This window comes from Aneurinibacillus soli, assembly GCF_002355375.1.
GTDB classification, from domain to species: Bacteria; Bacillota; Bacilli; order Aneurinibacillales; family Aneurinibacillaceae; genus Aneurinibacillus; species Aneurinibacillus soli.
The window spans coordinates 1,532,438-1,552,344 of sequence record NZ_AP017312.1; the positions used below are offsets into that span (position 1 = coordinate 1,532,438).

Genomic DNA, 19,907 nt, shown 5'->3' on the forward strand with positions numbered 1-19,907 from the left:
TTGGATAATTTGCACTTGTGAAGGAAGCCGGAATGACAACCAGCAGTGGAATTAAAATATAAATGATCGTAATTACCGTAAAGGCGATCCGTTTTTTTGTGGGAGAGAATACGAGCGAGTAACGGGGAATGCGAGAGTGGTAAGGAGGTGTCTACAGGCGAGCGGAGTATTTCTTCCGCACGCGAATTGTAGCTTGTAAGGGAAAAATTCAAATCAAATGTAACGATACCGGTATAAATGTTATTCAAAATCTGATCTTTAAACGCGTCACGGTTGGCGACCTGTTGGCGCTCTTCTTGCAAGTGAGTATTTACTGTCAGAAGTTCTTCGGTTCGTTCCTGGACCGCTTTTTTTAGTCGGTAGTTCCAAATATAGATGAACAAAAGAATACAGCCCGTCGTGACCAAAATCACGGTTAATAGACGGACAAATTCTTGCAGTCGCGTAATCTGGAAAGCAGAACCCGGATGTAGCCAGTGGGTAAGAAGTTCGTTGAGCTCTCCTTTCGCTTTCATCGTTGTTAGCGTCCGATTGATCATAGGAAGCAGTGCTGTGTCTCCTTTGCGGACCGCAATGGTAAAATCAGCTGGTTCAATGACGTCTTCTTGGATAATGAAGTTCTTCTGCTGTTTGAATGGCGTTTTTTTGGGCAATGGGTACAATCAGTGCATCGGACATCGTAAAATAAGAGTCGGAAAAGTCGAACCGCTTGCTTTTTTCGGTGCTGTATGAAAGTCCGGCAATGGCATCGATATGTCCCGCACGCAGCTCTCGTTCTGCTTCATTGAGATTCATGGGAACGTATTGGAATGTGACATGGTTATCCGCTGCAATTTTAAATGTTTTGGGTGCAAGGGAAGCAGGAGTCGGCTCGGCAGAAGCAGCCGACAGAGGAACGATCGAAAGGAAGAGCAAGAAAAAACATAGACAGATAAATCGGATATACATCTGCAAGCCGGCTACACCTCCTTATGTCATAGTAACACTATGCTAAAATTATAAATGAATTTAATTATTTGACAATTAACGATTGCATGACTTACATATCAGAACAGCAGGAGGAATGAAACGATGGCACTGAATAGGAAGCAAATCGAGGAGATTAGAGCGATTATAAAGAGCGGGCAGGTGCTAACAGAAGAGAGTGATCGCTATAGCTATTCATTTGATGCATCATTCGGTACCTATTTGCCGGATGCGGTTGTACAGACGAAAAGCGTTGAGGAGCTAGTGGCGCTCGTAAAGCTGGCCAATCGGGAGTTGATTCCGCTGTATCCACGCGGTCAGTCGACTAGCTTAAGCGGAGGACCGCTGCCGGTACAAGGCGGGATTGTTCTCGATTTATCTGTGATGAATCACATACTGGAAATTGATGAAGAAGATTTGGTAGCGGTTGTCTCGCCCGGCGTGCTGACCGCAGCGATTCACAAGGCGGCGGAGGAAAAAGGATTGTTATATCCGCCTGATCCGAGCAGTTCACACGTATCGACGATTGGCGGGAATCTCGCGGAGAATTCCGGCGGACCACGCGGGCTTAAATACGGCGTGACGAAAGATTACGTCATTGGCCTTGAAGTTATTACGCCGGAAGGAGAGCTGATTCGAACGGGTGGGCGCACCGTGAAAAATGTGACCGGCTATGATTTGACGAAGCTCATTGTCGGTTCAGAAGGTACGCTTGGTATTATTACCAAGGCGATTTTGCGCTTGCTGCCAAAGCCGCCTGCTTCTGAAACGGTGATGATCACGTTTGATAGTCTGGTGGACGCCGGGCGTGCGATCTCCCGGATTTTATCCTCGGGCATCCTGCCAGCGAAGATGGAATTGATGGATCAGGCATCGATTGTGGCGGTAGAAAACTATGAACCGTCCAACCTGCCGATCGATGCGGAAGCCATTATTCTAATGGAGCTTGACGGCCATCCGGTGGCGATTAAAGATGAGGTAGAAAAAGTAGCGGCTCTATGTGAAGCGGTCGGGGCGCGAAATGTCCGCATCCCAAAGAATGCGGTCGAAAAAGCGGACATCTGGCGGGCACGTAAGCTTGTTTCTCCAGCTATTGTACGAATTAAGCCGACTAAAATCTCAGAAGATGCGACCGTTCCGCGCAGTAAGATCCCGGATATGTGCGCACGTCTACAGGAGATTCGCAAGAAATATAATATTCATCTCGTCGTATTCGGTCATGCTGGAGACGGCAATCTCCATCCGAATATTATTGCGGACAAACGTGATAAAGAAGAGATGCAGCGGGTAGAGCAAGCGGTTGCGGAGATTTTTACAGCCGCGCTTGAGCTTGGTGGCACATTGTCAGGAGAACATGGCATTGGCACGATGAAAGCACCGTTTATGGAGATGGAGCTTGGAGCTGTTGGACTCGATATGATGAAGCGCATTAAGCAAGTATGGGACCCGAATAACATCATGAACCCTGGTAAAATCTTTCCGGAGCCGGGGCAAAAACTGGAGTTGACGTAATGAAGGAATCTCTTGAAACGTTACGTGCCGAATTTGCTTACGAGAAAACGAATAGCTGTGTCCAGTGCGGCTACTGTCTCCCGGTTTGTCCGACATATGCGTCGATGGGCAAGGAGACGCATTCACCACGCGGCCGCATCAATCTGGTGAAAATGGTTGGAGAAGGACGCATTACCGATCTGTCTGTACTTGAGGAGCCGCTTGATTTATGCCTTGGATGCCGCAACTGTGAGACTGCCTGTCCAACCGGGGTGGAATATGGAGTCATTCTTGAAGCTGCCCGCGCCGCACTCGTTCGGCGCAAGACGTTCTCGGCCCCGGTGCGGATGTTGCGGAATACGATGTTTACGAAGGTGTTTCCGAGCAAAAAGATGATGAGGCTGGCGGGGAATGCACTCTGGCTGTATGAAAGAACCGGATTGCAAACGGCTATCCGGAAGTCTGGTTTACTAAATAAACTTCCGTATCACGTAGGAGCGTTTGAAGCGATTACCCCGGGAGCGGCATCGCCTGCTGAACGGAAACAGATGCCACAACGTATACAGGCAAAGGGACAAGCAAAGTACACGGTCGCTTTTTTTACCGGATGTATTATGGATGCCATGTTTCAGCGGATTAATCGTCTGTCGGTACAGCTGCTGACAGAAGCGGGTTGTAGTGTAGTAGTTGTCCCGGAGCAGACATGCTGCGGGGCACTGCATGCACATGCTGGAGAGATGGATGAAGCAAGGAAGCTAGCGGAGCGAAACATTGCCGCTTTTGAAAAGGAATCGGTTGATTTTATTGTCAATAACGCAGGAGGATGTGGCGCAGCACTGTATGAGTATGCTCATCTTCTGGCAGACGAGCCGGAATGGAGCGAACGGGCGCAGGCATTCACGGAGAAATCTAGAGATATCAGTCAGGTTCTCACTGCCTGCGGCGGACTGCATCTTCAGCCTCGCCCGGGTGAGCGGGTTACGTATCAGCCTTCCTGTCACCTGACCAACGTGCAGAAGGTGACACGCGAACCGATCGAACTCATTCGCAGTGTGCCGGGTATTGAATTCATCGGGATGGAACAGGCGCATATGTGCTGCGGTTCGGCTGGCATTTATAATCTGGTGCATTATGAACAGTCGATGGATATTCTGGATGAAAAAATGAAGCATACGAAGGCAACTAAAGCTGATGTCGTGATCACAACGAATCCGGGCTGTCTGCTGCAAATGAAAATGGGCATTGAAAGAGAAGGACAAGCTGTCTCAATGCGAGCCGTACATCTTGTTGAATACTTAGCAGAAGCGGCAGGAATATCGTAGGAAATTCCCATCCGATTATCATAAGAGCCTCCTGTGCAATGATATGGATTCATTGCACAGGAGTTTTTTTGTTGGCTCTTCCCTAGTTGACTTAGAGTGCGCTCTAAGATGTAAGATTACTCCATGGAACAATATTTGAGCATTCGAGCCATATCTGATCTTACTGGCATTAGCACATACACTCTACGTTATTATGAGAAAAATGGACTGATTCATGCTATAGCTAGAGGTTCAAACGGTCGCCGTCAATATTCCGCGAATGACCTGGAATGGATTCGTTTTTTAGTAAAACTTCGAACTACAGGAATGTCCATCCGACAAATGCAGCAAGTCGCCAACTTGAGAAGGCAAGGTCCAGCTACGATTAAAGAAAGGAGAATATTACTGGAGGCCCATCAAAAAGAGGTAACGGAACGAATTAAAAAACTGCAAGAAAACATGGAATCCATCCATGCAAAAGTAGAGTTTTACCGTCAATGGGAATTAGAAAACAACGAACAGGAGAGAAAGAAATGAACTCATCATACGCAATCGGAAAGAAACTTTTATATGAAACTTATGAGGAAGGGATTCAAGGAGTGCTCGATCATTTACATGATATATCTCCACACATCGGTAGATACATTATCGAATTTTACGGGCAAGCTTTTAGTAATCCACTACTTACACATCAACAAAGACAGATGATCACGATCTCCGCATTAACTTCACTAGGAGATTGTCCAAATCAACTAAAATGGCACATCAACTTTGGTTTGAAAGTAGGGCTAACTCCGAACGAAATAGTAGAAATCATCACCCATTGTATTCCGTTTTGTGGCTTCCCTCGTGCTCTAAATGCCATTGCCATTACGAAGCAAGTTTTTGAAGAACAAAATATCAAAGTAAACATAAAGGATGAACTAGAGAATGGAGGAAGAAGGCGGGAGAGGGGATTGGAAAAGCTCCAGGAAATCGATGGAGAACACGGAGAAGCAGTTGTTCGTTCACTTACCGAGATTTCTCCTGCTTTAGCAGAACAAATCATCGAATTTGCGTTTGGTGAAATCTATAGCCGCCAGGTACTGAACTCTAAGCAACGACAGCTCATCACTTTAGGAGCTTTAACGGCACAGGGAGGATGTGAGCCGCAATTGCACGTTCATATCAATGCCGCGATTCGTGTAGGTCTAACGAGACAAGAAATAATCGAAGCACTGCTACAATGTTCGTCGTATACGGGCTTTCCTAAGGTATTAAACGCCATAAATGTCGCGAAAAAGGTCTTCTTACCCTAGTAAATTTGGGTCTGATGTTCAAGAGTGTAAGTGTGGTTCTCCGACTTTGCACAGAGCTGATGTCCTTACTCTAGATGAATATAATCAAGGAACGGAGCGTTTCCGACAATCATTTTTTGTTCAGGATGCTTCCTGTTTTTAAAAACAAATGGACCGTTTGTACTTTGTAACTCGTAGTCTGAAATATTATCGACTAAATTTCCGAGTATGTCCGTAATGTATTTTGTTCGTGCTTCCTCTGATGCAAATGAAGGAACAGGATAGGATATACCCGTAATGCTTGTTATCTTGCCTGTCGTAGCGTCAATGTCTATAATAGCTCGATTTGATTTTGGATTATTTATATCCTTAAAGAGTGCTATACTCCATGAATCATTCGGTTTAGTTTGTCCTCTCCATACAGCTGCAATCTTATAATTTTTCGTATCAGGTAAAGCGTTATGTAATTTTTTGAACGCATGCTGAGTGATGTTTTGGTCCAATTGCTCAATCGGTACCTCATTAAATGCTGGAGATGCTTGAATATCAGCTGCTGCAGGTTTTCGATACCCGGTGTCATTCGTGTTTTTATGTTCTTGCTGAATATTGACAGAAGAAGAGGGAGTCTCGTCTCCACAGGCGGACAAAAAAAGTAAAAGTGCAACTGTGGTATATCCTCTAATGAATGGCCAACTCATTATTATCATCCTTTTTATTATTTTACTTATTTTAACATTTGTTAGGCGTTTGTCTATGCTCTTTTGTGTAGGAAATAGGCTGCCGATAGCATAGTTGAGCTAGAAACAGGAATGTTTGGTTTTTTTGAATCTCAACTTTGCTGGGAGGAGAGAAGAGAGAAGCAAGAGAGCGACTGTACGCGACTACCCAGCGGAAGGAGACCGACGAACGGGATCTTGTCCGCAACCGTTCCATGAAAAAACATCGTGGGTCCTCTTTTGCGGACACGTTCGGCGGGCTTCTGGAGCGGACAGCCTACACTTCCCTGCAACGCGTATCGAAGCGAATGGCTTCTCTCTTCTCTTCCTCCCACCACCAAAGTTGCTCAATTCCACAAAAATACAAACATACTTTTTTACAATTAAAGACCATAAAAAATATATGGTTTTGGTCGTCTACCTTTTTACGCTGAGCCAGAATTTGCTGGCGGGGCGCGATCCAAGGCAAAGGCGCATAACCAAGAAAACTTACGTCAAAGCCGAATTGGATTCGCTCCCGTACCGCGACAGTCCGCATTGCTGACCATGTTTTCTGTAAGTAAAAAAGCGAGGGAAGTGACTCCCTCGCTATACATACGAAAGTTTATGATTCAGTTTGTACAGGTTCAGGGTATACTTTCATTTTCTCGCATAAAAACCATAATAAATTCCACACACTGTCAAAGTAATACACGTTCCTATTAAAAAGGTATAAATATTAAAATATAGTATATTAGTATATTGATTAAACCAACCTAAGTTGAAAATCTGTGAGGTAAGAATGGAAGGCCCCCCCAATTGTATCAACCGATGTTTAACCAAGTGAGCTTCTCCTACTATACTTATGCCTAGTAATGAAAAATTCATAAGTATAAATAGTATATTAATTTTTTGGCTATATTTTTTGAATAATGCATGTGAATACACAGCTAAGGAAACCAGAAAATATACGAAAATAAATAGTGTTAGATAAATAAAAGTTGCTCCGTGATTTATCACTTTAGAATTTATATAAAGATCTTTAGTAAAAGATGCGATAAGAAAAAATGAGATGATACTAAGCATTAATCCCAAACATACATGTAGCAGACCTTTCTGATTAAAATTTAAGGGTTTCCTCCACTTCCAGTGATTAAAAATCAAAAACACGGAAAATAAAATATAGCAGAAACAAATTCCCATTATAAGAATGGTACTTGGATAATGCTTTGCTACATAACCAAGCTCATCTAACCTTCCATTGGGTACTGTCATATCACTTGCTTGCCAACGAGCCATAGCATAAATGGTTGTAAATATTGTTATAGAAAAAACGAACTGAATAGCATATAAAAAACCACGCAAGGTTATCACTCCCCCTAAATATTTTGAAGATATTCTAACATTCATATTGTTATGTTCTTGCTGAATATTGACAGAAGAAGGGGAGGTCTCGTCTCCACAGGCAGATAAAAAAGTAAAAGTGCAACGCGGTACATCCTTTAATGAATGTCCAACTCATTATAATCATCTTTTTTTAGTATTTTAATATTCGTTGGGCGTTTGTCTATGAAATAAGATAAGGGGAGAAATGATAAGGGAGAAGACACAAGAATGATCTAGGGTAGGAAAAGGTGTTTGCCTTTTCCTACCTTATAATCGGTTTCGTGTTTTCTCTCGGGCTTCTCTTTATTTCCTTCTATAATTATACCATAATATACTTTATTTTCCTTGATAAACCGCAAAAGATGCGGGCAGAAAACTCCCGTAATAACCAATTTCACAGTCCACTCCTCGCACCCACTCTACAGGTTTAGAAGCCGTAAAAGATTGATAATACACGGAACCGAACGGTTGTTTATCTAGTGTCACGCGCAAAAATATGACTCCTTTTCCGTTCACTTGTGAGACAGCATTATAATCGCTCGTACGAGTCGAAGCAGATGTAAACGCTTTTTCCTGTCCGTCCTGTGTTCTGATCCAAATACGCCGGTTTTGAAGTGGACTCCAATCTTTTTTACCAAAAAGATCACTCGCTGGGCCGCGTGTAAACAACAATTTGGATGAAGCTTCTGTTGTCCATACAGGGTGTGTATCTGCCTGTCCTTTTTGATCCGCATGAACAATGGTTTCCTCTGCCTTCACGTCAAACAAATACAGTCGTTTATTCTCGGTGGCTTCTCTTCCCTCGCCGTCAATGTAAGCTAGTTTCATGCTATCCGGTGACCATGCGAACCATTCTGCATACTTTAACCCTGAACCAAGGCGAATTCGTTTTTTCGTCTGCATGTTGATCACCTCAATCGTATTGAGATCGGCAGAGGTAGAACCGGAGTTGGGATGTAAGAAATAGGCGAGATAGCGACCATCTGGTGACCACTTCATACCAACGACAGATCTTTGTTCCATCCCTTCGATTCCTGGCACTTCCTCCTTAGGGATACTGAATAACAGCGTACTCTCCCCATCCAATGCCACATTTTCTACCTTCATCGGATTGTTTTCTGTTCGTGCATACGATACAGTCAAACTTTTCCCATCTGGTGTCCACGCAAAATCCTCCATATTCTCTTTCTCGATCAGTACTGGACTTATTACGGATCTTTCCTGTTCCATCGTTGCGATTTTTAGCGAGATGCGATCTTCACTGGCTTTCTCCATGTTTTTCTGTCCGCGATAAGAGGTCATGTAGGCGAGCGTATCGCTTGTAGTGGACCACGCCGGGAGCTCGGAACGGTGGGCATCAATTACATTAACTCGTTTTTCAATGAGGTATGATTTGTTTGTTTTTGGGTTTACGACCCATAACTCTTTTACGTTTTCATAGTCTTCTTTCTCACTAAATAAATACGCCAGCCACTTTCCTGAAGGGGACCAGCCAACAATTTGAGCAAATCCGTTTTTGGTGAGTTGAGCGGGTGCAGCTCCTGCTTGATTCCCATTGATAAACCAGAGATGATGGTCATGTAGAAACACAATTTTAGCCGGGAACGCTTCCTTGTAGACCCGAATCGGCTTACTTGCAGACGCCGCCGAGGCAGAAGAGGAAGGGAGTACATATAGCACAGACAAAATAAACAACAGGAAAATGCGAAAATGGCGCACAGTCATAGCATCCTCTCTTTTTTTGTTTCCATATATTTCATAGACGCAAATTCTTTCCTTCGAGTTGCAAAAAAATGTAAGGCATAAATGAAGAAGTACGTGGCATCAACAATTGTCGGGATAAAGTAGAGAAACGGATGGGTTCATTAGAAAACGAAGTAAAAGAATTCCGCGAAGAAACGAAAGCGGATATGCAGGTACTGTTTGGTTTTTTGAATCCAAATTTTGCTTGGGAGGAGAGAAGAGAGAAGCAAGAGAGCGCCTGTACGCGACTTCCCTAGCGGAAGGAGACCGACGAACGGGATCTTGTCCGCAACCCTTCCATGAAAAAACATCGTGGGTCCTCTTTTGCGGACACGTTCGGCGGGCTCCTGAAGCGGACAGTCTACACTTCCCCGTAAAGCGTACCGAAGCGAACGGCTTCTCTCTTCTCTTCCTCCCACCACCAAAGTTGCTCGATTCCACAAACCATCCAAACAAACAGTATGATGGTCTCCTATTTTTACAATTTCCCTCAATTCCCCGACATTCTTTCCGCATTCTTTCGCTATCATAATGGCTATCAACCGAATGCTTGGAGAGAAGAAACGAATGGGGGGATCCTGATGTTTAAAAATCTCACAGACTATCCAATTAAACTAAAGCATGCCATTGTCGCAGGAGGGATTGCTGTTCTCCTTGTGCTGGCTGGCTTCTGGTTGGGGCTAAAGAATGCAGGTTATCTTTCTACCAATCAGACTGTAGATGATACATTGAAAGCTTCGGCTACAAGTCAGACGACTCCGGTTGTAGCTACGCCAACGATTGCGGGCACAAGCGATAATTCAATTACAAGCGTAGTCAAAAAAGTCGGTCCGGCCGTTGTTGCCATTGAAACAAAATCAACGCGTAACATTGAATCATCAAATAACAGAAGATTTAACCGAAATTTCAGTGCGACTCCATATTCACAACAAGAGCAAACTGAACAGGGGCTTGGCTCTGGTTTTATCATCTCCAAAGATGGATATATATTAACCAACAATCACGTAATTGAAGGAGCCGATTCGATTAATGTTAGGCTGCAAGGAGAAACGACGACAAAAGAAGCCAAAATCGTCGGAACAGATGAAGCGCTCGATGTCGCGCTCTTAAAAATTGATGCGGGCAAAGATTTACCGGTTGTGGCGATGGGAGATTCGGATGCCATCCAGGCAGGTGACGGGGCAGTTGCCATCGGCAATCCTTTTGGTCTCGATCATACGGTAACAGCAGGAGTTATTAGCGCAAAAGGCAGACCGCTGACAATCGGAACGCAAAATTTTAAAAACTTATTGCAGACGGATGCCTCTATTAATCCAGGTAATAGCGGTGGACCGCTTCTGAATCTGAAGGGCGAAGTAATTGGGATTAATACCGCGATTAACGCGGAGGGCCAGGGACTTGGATTTGCGATTCCGATCAACACCGTACAAGAAGTTCTTACTGATTTGATCAAAAAGGGCAAAGTATCCCGTCCGTGGGTTGGTGTGTCCATTGAAGACATGACTCCGGAACTTGCTGCCTATGCAGGAGTGGACAATGAAGAAGGTGCGGTTATTGCTCAGGTCGTGTCGGGAAGTCCGGCTGAAAAAGCAGGGCTCAAACAAGGTGATATTATTGTGGAAGTCGATAAACAAAAAATAACGGATAGTCAAAGTTTTTCTGAGAAAATCAGCAGTTTCAAAGCAGGGGCAAAAATCCAGCTTCAGGTATCACGGCAGGGTGTGCTGAAAACCATTGACGTTCTCCTGGCTGAGAAATAGAAGGAGAAGAGGCTGTCTCAAGCCAGAACATGGCGAAAGGGCAGCTTTTTTTCGTGGTATCGACAACGTGTGGTGGTGAGGGAGTGGAAGAAGGGAGGAGCCGTTCGCTTCGGTACGCTTGCGGGGAAGCTTATACTGTCCGCTCCGGGAGCCCGGCGAACGTGCCCGCAAAGAAAATCCTAAGATGTTGATTCACTGAAGGATTGCGGACAAAGGCTCGTTCGCCGTTCTCCCGGAGCTGAGTAGGCGCGTAAAGGCATTCTCTTGCTCATCCCTTCTCCCACTCCCCGCACAACGTTTCGGCTTACAAAAATACTCTCGCCGCCAGTATGGATTTGTGTGGATTGCGACTGGCTTTTCGAAAAAATATTTACTTTATTTTACAGATGTGTAACAAAGCTCAGCTTCTTGATATTGCTTGATGGTGTTTAACCAAAGCGTGCTAGGAGCGGGATCGGGCGGGGCAACGGAACGCCTGTACGTGACTCCCCAGCGGAAGGGGACGGGCGAACGGGCTTTTGCCCACAATGCTTCGATGCAAATACATCATGGGCATGTTTTGTGGGCGAGTTCGTCTGGCACCTTGAGCGGACAGCCCCCACTTCGTAGCGAGCGTACCGAAGTGACGAGGTCCCGCCCAATCCCGCTTCTCCACCACACTTTGGAGAAAGTCTGTACCAAGAAAAAAGAGGCTGTCTCAGTCGCCATGTTCTGGCTTTCGAGACAGCCTCCCTTGCAATCGTTCAGCTTATTTCTTATCTTGGCATCGGTCCGGGTCCCGGATGCCCTGGTCCATGCCCCGGCCCTGGTGCTGGACGGAGAAACTGGAATGATACACGTAGTATCGTATCCAGCACACGCGCCTGTGTGGCAGGAGATACTGCATACAGACTCATAATGTCAAAAATCCAGGCGCGCTGGCGTCGCAGAGCGCGTTCGGCCTGCGTAATTTTTTGATCGATCGTACCTGTGTATCGATCATACGTCTCATCAACAAACACGACAATCGAACGGAATAAATAATTGACGAGCCGATAGTCCATGCCAAGCCGTGTCAGCTCTTGATACAAATGCCCGTAGTGGGTGTGTAAAATATTCATAACTCGTGTTACGTCTTGCGTATTGCGATCTTCCTCTTCAGACTCGCTATACGCTCGTTCACCATACGGGTATTCCCATCCTGCATAGGAAGGATAAGCAGCATAGCCGTATGTGTACGGATAATAGGATTGATACATCCAATCGCCTCCTTATCAATGTTCACCCTATCCTATGTAGGCGGGGGTTGAATGATCGGAATTTGGGCTTGTTCTTTTCTTTTTCGTGTAAAATCTGGTACGATAGAAGATAAAACCGGATGATACATAAGGAGGAAAAGAATGAGTAAAGATAATTCATTTGATATTGTATCGAAAGTAGAACTGTCTGAAGTAACGAATGCGATCACGCAGGCAACGAAAGAAATTGCTCAGCGTTATGACTTTAAGGGCAGCAAAAGCTCCATTTCGCTTGAGAAAGAAGAGCTTGTCCTCGTATCTGACGACGAGTACAAACTGGAGCAGGTGAAGGATGTGTTAAGCGGCAAGCTTATTAAGCGAGACATCTCTTTGCGCAGCATTGATTTCGGTAAAATTGAGCAGGCGAGCGGTGGAACGGTCCGCCAGCGCGGCAAAATCGCACAAGGAATTGATGCGGATAACGCCAAGAAAATCAATAAGCTGATTAAAGACAGTAAGCTGAAGGTCAAAAGCCAGATTCAAGACGACCAGATTCGAGTTACTGGCAAAAGCCGTGACGATCTTCAGCAAATCATCGCGCTTCTCAAAGGCGCTGATCTCCCGCTTGATCTACAGTTTCTTAACTTCCGCTAAACACGGTATGCCCTGGCGTTTCTGTCAGGGTTTTTTCTTGATTATGTTGCATCACTTTTTCATAGTGCGTTATCATAAATGAGACAGCGGACCAGAGAGGAACGGGGAGTTCGTATGAAGGATGGGGGATATGCATGGCAACTCCGAGTATGGAAGACTATTTGGAACGGATTTATACACTGATTGAAGGAAAAGGATATGCACGCGTCTCTGATATTGCGGAAGCGCTGAATGTTCATCCATCATCTGTTACGAAGATGGTACAGAAGCTCGATAAAAGCGAGTATCTCATATATGAGAAATACCGGGGACTGGTGCTGACCAGCAAAGGCAAAAAGATGGGCAAGCGTCTGGTTGATCGGCATGCACTGCTCGAAGACTTCCTGCGGGTAATTGGGGTGTCGGAAGACGTCATTTATAATGATGTAGAGGGAATTGAGCATCATCTAAGCTGGGATTCGATTACGTGTATTGAATATCTAGTTCAATATTTGCAACAAAATCCTGAGCGAGCAGCGGAGTTGATCCGCCTGCGAGAAACAGGAGAAGTGAACGAATAGCAGACGAGACGGGCTTTTGACCCCGTCTTTTTTTATTCTGAAAAAAGCGGGGGGTGAGTACATTGTAGCAGTAGAGGAGGGGAGCAATATGGTCAAAATTGACGCCGTATTTGAAGGTGGTGGAGTCAAAGGGATTGCATTTGTAGGGGCTGTTACGGAATTCGAACGATGCGGCTACACGTTTTGCCGGGTGGCGGGAACGTCGGCGGGTTCGATTATTGCCAGTCTGATTGCGGCCGGGTATCGTGCGCCTGAGCTTGCGAAATTGATGCAGTCCTTTGACTATCGAGCGCTTCAACAGAAGCAGGGGCTAGCTCGCATTCCGGTCGTTGGAACATGGCTGAATTTGTGTGTGAAAAAAGGGATGTACTCAGCGGACTATTTGCAAAATTGGATGCAGGAGGTGCTGGCAAAGCAGGGGATTTACACGTTCGGAGATTTGCCGGAAGGCAAGCTGAAAGTTATTGTCTCTGATATTACGGATGCGAAATTGTTAGTGCTGCCGGATGATGCGCACCGGATTGGCTACAAGCCAGATGAACTTCCGATTCCGCTGGCAGTCCGAATGAGCGCGAGCATCCCGATTTATTTTGAGCCGGTCATTGTGTATGACAGGTTGATGCCGGTTTATGTGGTTGATGGCGGCATTTTGAGTAATTTTCCGCTCTGGATTTTTGGAGATGATGAAGCGAATCCGTATCCGACGATTGGCTTTCGTCTGCACGCTGATTCAAAAGTGAAGCCCTATCCGATTGACAACTTGCGCAGTTATATACATGCGATCCTCCGCACGATGATTCAGGCGCATGATCAGCGCTATGTTGAGCAACAGCATGCGGCGCGAACCGTGTTCATTCCGACGAACAGCATTGCATCGACCCAGTTTGATCTGTCCAAAGAGGAACAGACGTGGCTGTATGAATCCGGTGTAGAAGCGGCGAAGCGCTTCATGACTCGGATGCCTGGGCTTCGTCGTCAGATCAAAAAAGAAAAAACCTCTTGAGTATGTCTCAAGAGGTTTTGGATCGATTGCCTGATTTGTTTTTTTTGCCTTCGATCACTTTGAACGGATGATCGCGGCGAGTCAGTGATTTCAGACGGTTCGTTTTTTTGAGTTTGTTACTTGAGCCGGCAGATTCAGAGCTTACTGACTGCTGCAGGCTTTTTTTGTTGCGCTGTTTCTGCTGGCGCAGCGCCCGCTCGTAGCCTTTGTCCGTGCTGCTGGACATACCAGCTCCGCGCGAAGCCATGAAGCGTGTGAACAGAAAATACAGGACACCTGCAATGGCGACCGTAATTAGAATGGAGCGAATTAAGCCTGCTGGATTGTTATACAGCTCACTGGCAAAACCCACTCCGACCAGGGCAAGAAGTGCAACTGAGAACAAGGAAAACTTTCGTGCCATCTTAACACCCCATTCCGAAAGATGGTAAACACAAAACGGTTACGAATGAACGGAAACAGTTGTACTTGCAGTGTTTCCTTCTTCTAGCTCGCGCATGCGTTTGAAAGAAGCAAGTGCTACTTCTACCTGTGCATCATCCGGTTCGCGTGTTGTCAGCTTCTGTAACCACAACCCCGGATATCCGAGAAAGCGGAGTAACGGAATGTCGCGCACCTTATTGGTAGCCTGAAGTGTTTCGTAGGAAACACCGATGACGACCGGTAGAAGCAGGATGCGCTGATACACGCGCTCCCAGAGCGAATCGTAGTGGAAGAAAGAGTAGATGACTACGCCGGTGAGAACGGTGAAAATCAAAAAACTACTCCCGCAACGATAGTGAAGCGTAGAAAACTGCTGTACATTCTTTACTGTTAATTCTACCCCTGCTTCATACGCATTAATCACTTTATGTTCAGCACCATGGTACTGAAACAGGCGCTTGATCATTGGGGTGCGTGCAATGAGCGCGATGTAAGTAAAAAGAAGTATAAGCTTGATGCCGCCTTCAATGAGATTTTGCAAAATATTATTGGTAACCCAGTGCTTGAATAGCACATCTGCAAGAATCGCGGGAACCACGGTGAAAATCAATTTGCCGAATAGAAAAGACAGGACACCGATGACGGCAACGCCAAGGATCATCGTAAGTTTGGATGGGGTATCCTCAGCCGCTGTTTCTTCTCCTGGTTCGGTATCGTAGCGATCGGTTGAAAAATTCAAGTGTCTTGATCCGTTAGCACTTGCGGAAATAAGGGAGACAATACCTCGAATGAACGGAATGCGTTTGAACGGTCTAGCCCAGGCTTCTTCCTTCTTAGGCTCCTCCAAATATTCAATCGTATCATCTTTGCGACGAATGGCCGTCACCGTATAACGGTGTCCGCCGAACATTACGCCTTCGACAACAGCCTGACCTCCGTAAGCGGGTAATTGTTTTGACAAGTTAAACACCTTCCTTATTCCTTATTGTAGCGGATTGGGGAAAGAGATTCTAGCAAAAAAGTCAGCATGATGTAACTTTGTGCATTGCATCTTGAAAAGGGGGAGAGGAGGTGGGAAAATTGGAAGCACGGAGGTGAAATTAATGAAAAAAATGGCAACAGCAGGTGTTCTGCTCATGCTTGCACTCGGTATGACCGCGTGCGGCGGTCAGACAGCAAAAAAGCCAATATCAAGCGATGATGAGGTAAAAGCTGCGCTTCAGTCGCGATGTGTGATGTGTCACGGCGCGGAATTGAAAGGCACCGGCCCAAATCCAGATCTGACTACGGTAGGCAGCCGTTTGAGCAAGGAGCAGATTAAAGAAGTGTTGCAAAAAGGACGGAACGGCATGCCGGGTGGCCTGGTTAAACCGGAGGAGCTTGAGGTAGTGGCATCGTATCTTGCCAAGCAAAAATAAGTACGTACGATACATAGTCGAAATAGAAAAGCATCCTGCATGTGAAGGGTGCTTTTTCTTTGTTTTCTGAATGGTTATGATACAATAACAGAGAGAGAAACAAAACGGAAAAATAAGGAGGAAACGCACATGCCACGTATTCTTGTGTTGAATGGCCCGAACTTAAATATGCTTGGCAGACGTGAGCCGTCTGTATACGGATATGAAACGCTGGCTGATATTGAAGCGAAGCTTGAGAAGATAGCAGCCGAGCTGGGAGTAGAGCTTGCTTTTTTTCAATCTAATCATGAGGGAGCACTGATTGACCGCCTGCATGAAGCGTTTGAGCAGTGTGAAGGTATTGTAATCAATCCGGGAGCCTTTACACATTATAGTTATGCACTGCGGGATGCATTTGCGAGTGTGAATATTCCATTTGTTGAAGTTCATATTTCTAACATTCATGCCAGGGAGTCGTTCCGCCATCATTCAGTGCTGGCAGCCATTGCTGTCGGGCAAATCTGCGGGCTTGGCACATACGGTTATGAGCTGGCGCTGCGGGCGATTGTGCGGCATATCTCAACACAAGGAGGAGAGGCGTGATGAACCGCATCTCAGAACAATTGCAGGCAAGAGGGCTTGATGCTCTGCTCGTAACGAATGCGTACAATCGTCGCTACGTATCCGGCTTCACGGGCACATCAGGCTGCTGCTTGCTGACAACTTCGGTGTGTGAGCTTCTGACAGATTTTCGATATGTAGAGCAGGCAACCGAGCAGACGAAAGCAAGTGGCTTTAGCGTTGTACGTCATGAAGCGGATATGATGGCGACTGCTGCAGAGCGGGCGGCCAGGTATAGGGTAAAAAGGCTCGGGTTTGAGAAAGATGATGTTTCTTATTCGTTGTATGAAAAATTGCAAGCTTTGTTTACAAATGTAGAGCTTGTGCCGGTATCGGGCATCGTTGAGGAGATGCGCCTGATTAAGACCGCGAACGAGATTGCGATCATTCAGGAAGCGGCTACCATTGCTGATCGGGCGTTTACACATATTCTTGATTTTATTAAGCCGGGACGCACAGAGCTTGAGGTGTCCAATGAGCTGGAGTTTTTCATGCGCAGACAGGGGGCGACGTCTTCCTCCTTCGATACGATCGTCGCATCCGGTGTGCGGTCCGCGCTCCCGCACGGCGTGGCATCTAATAAAACAATCGAGACAGGTGACATGGTTACGCTTGATTTTGGGGCATACTACAACGGATATTGCTCGGATATTACTCGCACGATTGCAGTCGGGGAACCGGGTGAGAAGCTGCGCGAGATTTATGAAATTGTCCTGCGGGCACAGCTTCACGGCGTAGCACATGTAAAGGCCGGGATGACCGGGAAGGAAGCGGATGCGCTGACACGTGACATCATTGCTGCCGCTGGATACGGACCGCAGTTCGGGCATAGTACGGGACATGGCATTGGACTTGAGATTCACGAGGCGCCAGGTCTGTCCTTCCGCAATGATGCTGTGTTGCGCCGAGGAATGGTCGTAACAGTCGAGCCAGGGATTTATCTGGAGGGTGTCGGCGGGGTGCGAATCGAGGATGATGTCGTTCTTACAGAGAGTGGCTGCGACCTTCTGACAAATTCTCCGAAGGAATTGCTTGTTCTTTAGGGCAGGTTTTATGTTATAATTTGAAAGTTAAAATACATGAAGCACACGTTTGTAGGAGGTTTATTCATGATTTCAGTTAACGATCTGCGTCCGGGTATTACGATAGAGTATGACGGAGCCATCTATTCCGTAATCGAATTCCAACACGTAAAACCGGGAAAAGGCGCGGCATTCGTCCGCACAAAACTGCGCAATCTGCGCAACGGTTCCATTAAAGAAACAACATTCCGTGCGGGTGAAAAAGTATCCCGTGCTCTGATCGAAACAAAAGAAATGCAATACCTGTATGCGTCTGGCGATGAGCATGTATTCATGGATACAGAAACATACGACCAGCTGAGCCTGCCGACTGCTCAGATTGAGCATGAGCTTAAGTTCCTGCTTGAGAACATGACCGTAAGCATCGTAATGTTCCAGGGCGAAATTCTTGGCGTACAGGTGCCAAACTCTGTTCAGCTCGAAGTAGCAGAAACAGAACCAGGCATCAAAGGCGACACACAATCCGGTGGTACAAAACCGGCAAAAATGGAAACAGGACTCGTTGTTCAAGTTCCATTCTTCATTAACGTGGGTGAAAAGTTGATCATCGATACACGTAACGAAGCATACGTATCCCGCGCATAAGAATAGTGCGCTGGCTTTAAAAGAGGCTGTCTTACACGTCATACTATGGCGGGTGAGGCTAGCCTCTTTTTTGCGTATTGGATGTGGTTCTCCCCAAAAGTGTAGTGGAGGAGCGGAGAAGGCAGGCGCCTTGTCACTTGGTTACGCTTACGGGGAAGTAAGAACTGTCCGCTCCAGGTGCCAGACGAACTCGCCCACAAACGAGAAGAGGAGATGCTTATTCACAGAAGTATTGTGGGCAAAGGCCCGTTCGTCTGCCCCCTTCCGCTGGGTATTCGCGTAAAGGTGTTCCATAGCGCCTGCCTTCTCCACTCCTAACACAGTTTGGATAGACCATTCAAGCAAAAGCTTTATGGAGCGTTGCTATGCAGTTAAAAAAGCGGATCTTTCGGAAAACTATTACGTGTTGAATAACTCCATTCTTACGTCGAGCAGGCTTTTTTAAAAACCAAAGCGTTGTTGGGAGGGAGGACGAGAGAAGCAAGAGAGTGCTTTTACGCGACACCCTAGCGGAGGGAGAACGGCGAACGGGCTCTTGCCCGCAATGCTTCCATGAAAAATACATCGAGGGATTTTTTTGCGGGCGAGTTCGCCGGGCTCACGGAGCGGACAGTACCGACATCACTGTAAGCGTAATGAAGCGAACGGCTTCTCTCGTCTTCCCTTCCACCACCACGCCATCGGTTCATAAAAAAAGCCGCCCCACCGACATAAGGGACAGCCATTCCTACCTGATTATAAATTTTCACGAGCAAATTGATTAATGTGATCCACAGAAGATGCCATCTGCTCCATCGAAGCCGCAATTTCCTGAACGGCTGTTTCGTGCTGAGCGCTTGCTGCTGTACTTTCCTCGATCTTATGCTTGATCTTCTCCATCTCATTCTGAATATGCTTAATGCGTTGTAAAATCTGGCCTGCGGAATCATTGGTCTGATTCGCAAGCTTCCGCATCTCCTGCGCTACGACGCCGAATGCACGGCCTTCATCTCCAAGGCGAGCTGATTCAATGGCGGCGTTAAGTGAAAGCAGGTGCGTTTGATCTGCGACATAGGAGATCAGTTTGTTCATTTCCATAATGGATGTAAAACTTTCATTCATCTGCACGATTTCGTCCGCCATCTCATTGAAGTTATTCCGCATACGTTGGGACATCTTACCAAGCTCCCCTACTGAACTACCGACATGCTCAACGACCCCGTACACACTCTCCATAGAAGATTTGAGCGTATGTTGGATGGATGTGTCGACGAGTATGCCTACAATCCCATCATCAAGCGGCATAACAAACGCCTGTAGCGGTTTTCCGTATACATCTTCCGGAATGATGAACTCCTCTGTGTTCCGGCGTTCAATCGCTCGATACATTGGGCTGTCGTGTCGGATCGTATCCCCTATCTGAAATGGCTTGAGCGTTCCGAATACAGATAAAATCTTTCCATTGAAATCTGCTGCTACGATTCCCCAGTTTTTTGCGCGGATCATCTTCTGGATGATTGGTACCCACTGTTTAACGTCATGAATTGATGGCATGGTATCGCCCTCCCCTTTTCTCTCTTCATTATGAGAGGAGAAAAACAGAGATTCAACCTATTTTGAAATTTTTTCTAGTATTTATTTTTTGTCCCGTTTCCCTACAGGGATGGGATACAGGACGGTACGGGTGTATCTGAATTTGTTCTGGATACGGCTTGGTCGATGCAGGGTAAAAAGTACAACACCGGCAAGCATAGTATAACCAGTTTG

The 19,907-nt window shown here is 46.2% G+C and carries 22 protein-coding genes; 13 read left to right on the forward strand and 9 right to left on the reverse strand.

The features are described from left to right. Positions 1-591: 591 nt before the first annotated feature. A complete protein-coding gene (locus tag CB4_RS07780; protein ID WP_231956247.1) occupies positions 592-948 on the reverse strand; it encodes a transporter substrate-binding domain-containing protein in 357 nt (118 codons plus the stop codon). Positions 949-1,071: 123 nt separating this feature from the next. On the opposite strand from CB4_RS07780, the gene CB4_RS07785 reads away from it, so the two are divergent. The 4 genes from CB4_RS07785 (at position 1,072) to CB4_RS21955 (ending at position 5,056) form a co-directional block, all read left to right on the forward strand. Beyond that, positions 1,072-2,478, forward strand: coding sequence for an FAD-binding oxidoreductase (locus CB4_RS07785; RefSeq protein WP_096464697.1), 1,407 nt, complete (start codon positions 1,072-1,074; stop codon positions 2,476-2,478). Next, positions 2,478-3,779: a (Fe-S)-binding protein gene (locus tag CB4_RS07790; protein WP_096464699.1), complete on the forward strand. Its 1,302-nt coding sequence runs from the start codon at positions 2,478-2,480 to the stop codon at positions 3,777-3,779. Before CB4_RS07785 ends, CB4_RS07790 begins: the two co-directional genes overlap by 1 nt. A 123-nt stretch (positions 3,780-3,902) precedes the next feature. Continuing rightward, complete coding sequence (locus tag CB4_RS07795) at positions 3,903-4,295, forward strand: MerR family transcriptional regulator (RefSeq protein WP_096464701.1); 393 nt, start codon at positions 3,903-3,905, stop codon at positions 4,293-4,295. Beyond that, positions 4,292-5,056, forward strand: coding sequence for a carboxymuconolactone decarboxylase family protein (locus tag CB4_RS21955; RefSeq protein WP_172890831.1), 765 nt, complete (start codon positions 4,292-4,294; stop codon positions 5,054-5,056). The genes CB4_RS07795 and CB4_RS21955 overlap by 4 nt, the downstream gene beginning before the upstream one ends. A 65-nt stretch (positions 5,057-5,121) precedes the next feature. Here the strand turns inward: CB4_RS21955 and CB4_RS07805 are convergent, their stop codons facing one another. The 3 genes from CB4_RS07805 to CB4_RS07820 all read right to left on the reverse strand — a co-directional run bounded on the left by CB4_RS07805 (position 5,122) and on the right by CB4_RS07820 (position 8,835). Further along, positions 5,122-5,733, reverse strand: a complete 612-nt coding sequence (locus tag CB4_RS07805; protein WP_096464705.1) for a hypothetical protein — start codon at positions 5,731-5,733, stop codon at positions 5,122-5,124. A gap of 657 nt (positions 5,734-6,390) precedes the next feature. Beyond that, on the reverse strand, positions 6,391-7,140 hold the full coding sequence (locus tag CB4_RS07815; protein WP_231956191.1) for a hypothetical protein: 750 nt from the start codon (positions 7,138-7,140) through the stop codon (positions 6,391-6,393). Positions 7,141-7,452: 312 nt separating this feature from the next. Further along, positions 7,453-8,835 (reverse strand): PD40 domain-containing protein, encoded by a 1,383-nt coding sequence (locus CB4_RS07820; protein WP_157737865.1) that lies wholly within the window; start codon positions 8,833-8,835, stop codon positions 7,453-7,455. 137 nt (positions 8,836-8,972) lie between these two features. Here CB4_RS07820 and CB4_RS20885 point away from each other — a divergent pair, with 137 nt between their 5' ends. Continuing rightward, positions 8,973-9,116 carry a hypothetical protein gene (locus CB4_RS20885; RefSeq protein WP_157737867.1) on the forward strand — a complete coding sequence of 48 codons (144 nt, stop codon included), beginning with the start codon at positions 8,973-8,975 and terminating at the stop codon, positions 9,114-9,116. A 324-nt stretch (positions 9,117-9,440) separates the two neighbouring features. Further along, complete coding sequence (locus tag CB4_RS07830; protein ID WP_231956192.1) at positions 9,441-10,619, forward strand: S1C family serine protease; 1,179 nt, start codon at positions 9,441-9,443, stop codon at positions 10,617-10,619. 442 nt (positions 10,620-11,061) lie between these two features. Here the strand turns inward: CB4_RS07830 and CB4_RS21490 are convergent, their stop codons facing one another. Next, positions 11,062-11,277, reverse strand: coding sequence for a hypothetical protein (locus tag CB4_RS21490; protein ID WP_146226559.1), 216 nt, complete (start codon positions 11,275-11,277; stop codon positions 11,062-11,064). 97 nt (positions 11,278-11,374) lie between these two features. Continuing rightward, positions 11,375-11,857 (reverse strand): hypothetical protein, encoded by a 483-nt coding sequence (locus tag CB4_RS07835; protein ID WP_096464715.1) that lies wholly within the window; start codon positions 11,855-11,857, stop codon positions 11,375-11,377. Positions 11,858-11,998: 141 nt separating this feature from the next. On the opposite strand from CB4_RS07835, the gene CB4_RS07840 reads away from it, so the two are divergent. From CB4_RS07840 to CB4_RS07850, 3 genes are all read left to right on the forward strand, one after another. Further along, the gene (locus tag CB4_RS07840) at positions 11,999-12,490 is read left to right on the forward strand and encodes a YajQ family cyclic di-GMP-binding protein (RefSeq protein WP_096464717.1); all 492 of its coding nucleotides are present in this window, start codon (positions 11,999-12,001) and stop codon (positions 12,488-12,490) included. Positions 12,491-12,624: 134 nt separating this feature from the next. Next, entirely contained in the window at positions 12,625-13,050 is a 426-nt protein-coding gene (gene mntR / locus CB4_RS07845; RefSeq protein WP_096464719.1) for a transcriptional regulator MntR, read from the forward strand. 88 nt (positions 13,051-13,138) lie between these two features. After that, positions 13,139-14,053: a patatin-like phospholipase family protein gene (locus CB4_RS07850; protein ID WP_096464721.1), complete on the forward strand. Its 915-nt coding sequence runs from the start codon at positions 13,139-13,141 to the stop codon at positions 14,051-14,053. Between the two features lie 7 nt (positions 14,054-14,060). Here the strand turns inward: CB4_RS07850 and CB4_RS07855 are convergent, their stop codons facing one another. Continuing rightward, a complete protein-coding gene (locus CB4_RS07855; RefSeq protein ID WP_096464723.1) occupies positions 14,061-14,456 on the reverse strand; it encodes an SA1362 family protein in 396 nt (131 codons plus the stop codon). A 39-nt stretch (positions 14,457-14,495) separates the two neighbouring features. Continuing rightward, positions 14,496-15,386 (reverse strand): DUF1385 domain-containing protein, encoded by an 891-nt coding sequence (locus tag CB4_RS07860; RefSeq protein WP_096467676.1) that lies wholly within the window; start codon positions 15,384-15,386, stop codon positions 14,496-14,498. 193 nt (positions 15,387-15,579) lie between these two features. Here CB4_RS07860 and CB4_RS07865 point away from each other — a divergent pair, with 193 nt between their 5' ends. The 4 genes from CB4_RS07865 to efp all read left to right on the forward strand — a co-directional run bounded on the left by CB4_RS07865 (position 15,580) and on the right by efp (position 18,161). Beyond that, complete coding sequence (locus tag CB4_RS07865) at positions 15,580-15,894, forward strand: c-type cytochrome (RefSeq protein ID WP_096464725.1); 315 nt, start codon at positions 15,580-15,582, stop codon at positions 15,892-15,894. A gap of 129 nt (positions 15,895-16,023) precedes the next feature. Then, positions 16,024-16,476 (forward strand): type II 3-dehydroquinate dehydratase, encoded by a 453-nt coding sequence (gene aroQ / locus CB4_RS07870; RefSeq protein ID WP_096464727.1) that lies wholly within the window; start codon positions 16,024-16,026, stop codon positions 16,474-16,476. After that, positions 16,476-17,537 (forward strand): M24 family metallopeptidase, encoded by a 1,062-nt coding sequence (locus CB4_RS07875; RefSeq protein ID WP_096464729.1) that lies wholly within the window; start codon positions 16,476-16,478, stop codon positions 17,535-17,537. The genes aroQ and CB4_RS07875 overlap by 1 nt, the downstream gene beginning before the upstream one ends. 66 nt (positions 17,538-17,603) lie before the next feature. Then, positions 17,604-18,161 (forward strand): elongation factor P, encoded by a 558-nt coding sequence (gene efp, locus CB4_RS07880; RefSeq protein WP_096464731.1) that lies wholly within the window; start codon positions 17,604-17,606, stop codon positions 18,159-18,161. Positions 18,162-18,896: 735 nt separating this feature from the next. Here the strand turns inward: efp and CB4_RS07885 are convergent. Continuing rightward, positions 18,897-19,694, reverse strand: coding sequence for a methyl-accepting chemotaxis protein (locus CB4_RS07885; protein WP_096464733.1), 798 nt, complete (start codon positions 19,692-19,694; stop codon positions 18,897-18,899). Positions 19,695-19,907 lie beyond the last annotated feature (213 nt).